Here is a 3,140-nt window from a genome sequence, read left to right as displayed (position 1 = left end):
TAAACGGTATACCAACTCCCCGTAGATTTTGTTACAATTCCTTTCACTATTTTAAGAAGATTTATTTGTAAATTATAATTACAAATATAGCATAAAACTTAGGCTTTATTTAAAATATATTGATCATCATCCCAAACTTGATTCGGAAGCTTAAGATAAAGAAACTGAATCAATTTTAGAATACTACTTTTAAACTTGTTTAATTTTCACTTAGAGCAAAGTCGAAAAACACTAATTCACATTAGTCTTTCCGACTTTTGCCTATCTTGAGCAATAGCCGAAAGACTTAATGTGACCTATTCATTAAATTTAAGATTTTATAATCTTTTACTTTATATTGTGCTGAATGTTAATTGACTCAACGTGAATTGCTTTAAATATTTCTTCCACAAAATCCTTACTTAAACCTTTTGTAGCTCCATCCTCAACCATTTTTGATAAAATATCAGCCCATCTTCCACTTTGTAAAATAGCTACATTTTCTTTATGTTTTAACCTTCCTATTTCTCCTGCAATCCCCATTCTATCACCTAAAATTTCAATAATATTGCTATCTATTAAATCCAGTTCTTTTCTGTGCATATTCAACTTACGCTGAAATTCTTCTCCAGTACTACTTTCTTTACGAATTCTTAAATCTGCTGTTATTGTATTTAATTGAGCAGGTGTAATTTGCTGTGCAGCATCACTCCAAGCATTGTCTGGATCAATATGAGTTTCAATCATAAAGCCATCAAAATTTAAATCTAAGGCTGTTTGAGAAACATCTAATAAGGTATCTCTTCTACCACAAATATGAGATGGATCTAAAATTAAAGGTAAATTTGGAAATTCTTTCTTCAACTCAATTGCTAAATGCCATAGAGGTTTATTACGGTAATGCAATGAATTGTACGTAGAAAATCCTCTATGAATAACTCCTAATTGAGAAATACCCGCAGCTTGAAAACGTTCTACAGCCCCCAACCACAATGCTAAATCTGGGTTTACAGGATTTTTTACCAAAACTGGAATATCAACTCCTTTTAAAGCATCTGCAATTTCTTGAGTTACAAATGGGTTTACCGTTGTTCTTGCGCCAATCCACAAAATATCTATACCGTGTTTTAAAGCTAGCTCTACGTGATTTGCATTTCCAACTTCAGTAGTTACCAACATGCCTGTTTCTTCTTTTACTTTTTGCAACCAAGGCAACCCAATAGCTCCAACACCTTCAAAACCTCCTGGTCTTGTTCTTGGTTTCCAAATACCTGCTCTAAATACATTAGTATCTGTATCTTTTAATAAATGTGCCGTTTTTAAAACCTGATCTTCTGTTTCAGCACTACAAGGTCCTGCGATTACAATTGGGTGTGATAACCCCATGTTATCTAACCACTTTCTGTTTTCTTTGTTAATTTCCATGTTGATTTACTTGTGTTATTATTTTAATATTTTTTTAGTTTTCATAAACGCTCATTTCAAATTGAGACAGCGCTACCTTATTCCGTTTAAAATAGTTTTTATATAATTAGTGCTTTTCATAGTTTCCTTTAAACCTGCATCATTATCAGTTGCTATCATCTCTTTAAATTCAGTCAAATTTTTAATATATTCATCTAAAGATCGTATAATATTTTCTTTATTTTGAAGAAATATAGGTGCCCAAGTGTTTGCTGAACTTTTTGCCAAACGCACTGTTGAAGCAAAACCTGTACTTGCCATATCAAATATATGTTGCTCATTTTTTTCAATTCCCAACACTGTTTTTCCTAACATAAATGAACTTACATGTGACAAATGTGAAACATACGCTATATGTCTATCATGTTCTTCTGGACTCATCATTTTAATACGCATATTTAGTTTTTTAAAAATACTAAATGCTTTGTCTAAAATTTTCCAATCTGTTTTATCTGCTTCACAAAGTATATTTACCTTTTCATCAAATAAATTTAAAATTGCTGCCTCAGGTCCTGAAAATTCTGTTCCAGCTAAAGGATGTGCTGCAACATAATTTTTTCTATTTGGGTGATTCTCAATAGATTTACAAATTTCATTTTTTACGGAACCTACATCAAAAACCAACGTATCTTTTGAAATTACATCCAATACTTGTTTTGCTACTTGAGGAATCATATTTACTGGAACTGCAATAATTACAACAGAAGCATCTGCTAATTGAGTGAAATCAATTCCTTCTTCAATAATACCAAATTCCAATGCCTTATTTATATGTGTTGGATTTTCATCAATTCCATAAACTTTATAGCCGCTTCGCTTCTTTAAATCTAATGCTAAAGAACCTCCTATTAAACCCAAACCAATGACTACTAACTTTTCCATAGTTACTTTTTAACAGTGATTAATCTGGTTAATACTTCTTCAAAAATTGCTGAAGAAACACATAATGAGGCTCTAATATAGCCTTCTCCATTTGATCCGAAAATGGTTCCTGGGGTTATAAACACATCTTTTTCATACAATAATACATCTGTAAATTCTTCTGATTTTTTTTCTTTGGGTAATTTTGCCCAAACAAATAAACCTCCAATTGCTGTATCATATGTACAATCTAATGCATCAAATATTTTCCAAACTATTGCTCTTCGTTTTTTATAAATTTCATTCTGTTCTTCAAACCAACTCTTTGATAATTTTAATGCTTCAACAGCTCCTTTTTGAATCCCTAAAAACATCCCAGAATCCATATTGCTTTTTACTTGCAATATGGCTTTTAGAATTTCAGCATCTCCAACAACCATCCCTACTCGCCAACCTGCCATGCTAAAAGTTTTACTTAAAGAATTTAATTCAATGGCTACTTCTTTTGCACCATCAATGGCTAAAATACTAAGCGGATTGTTATTTAAAATAAAACTATACGGGTTGTCATTTACTATTAAAATATTGTGCTTTTTTGCGAATGAAATCAATCGCTCAAAATCCTCTTTTGAAGCTACTGCTCCAGTAGGCATATGCGGATAATTAACCCACATTATTTTTACATTGCTTAAATCTTCTTTTTCAATTTCTTGAAAATTTGGTAGCCAATTAGTATCCTCCGTTAAATTATAAAATACAGGTTCAGCTTCTACTAATTTGGTTACTGATAAATAAGTAGGATAACCTGGATTTGGAATTAATACTTTATCTCCTTT

General features: G+C 31.4%; 3 protein-coding genes. All 3 read right to left on the bottom strand.

The features are described from left to right. Positions 1 to 327: 327 nt before the first annotated feature. Positions 328 to 1,404 (bottom strand): chorismate mutase, encoded by a 1,077-nt coding sequence (locus tag ABY863_RS13225; protein ID WP_372795602.1) that lies wholly within the window; start codon positions 1,402 to 1,404, stop codon positions 328 to 330. Between the two features lie 72 nt (positions 1,405 to 1,476). After that, positions 1,477 to 2,325 (bottom strand): prephenate dehydrogenase, encoded by an 849-nt coding sequence (locus ABY863_RS13220; RefSeq protein ID WP_372795600.1) that lies wholly within the window; start codon positions 2,323 to 2,325, stop codon positions 1,477 to 1,479. Positions 2,326 to 2,327: 2 nt separating this feature from the next. After that, positions 2,328 to 3,140 (bottom strand): pyridoxal phosphate-dependent aminotransferase (locus ABY863_RS13215; protein WP_372795598.1); only part of this gene is annotated, 813 nt, incomplete at its 5' end.

This window comes from Lutibacter sp., from assembly GCF_041562875.1.
Taxonomy (GTDB): domain Bacteria; phylum Bacteroidota; class Bacteroidia; order Flavobacteriales; family Flavobacteriaceae; genus Lutibacter.
This window is presented reverse-complemented; position numbering and strand designations above follow the sequence as displayed.

Coding starts and splice junctions, on each gene's coding strand:
- ABY863_RS13225 (WP_372795602.1), bottom strand. CDS start 1,404: ATGGAAATTAACAAAGAAAACAGAAAGTGGTTAGATAACATGGGGTTA.
- ABY863_RS13220 (WP_372795600.1), bottom strand. CDS start 2,325: ATGGAAAAGTTAGTAGTCATTGGTTTGGGTTTAATAGGAGGTTCTTTA.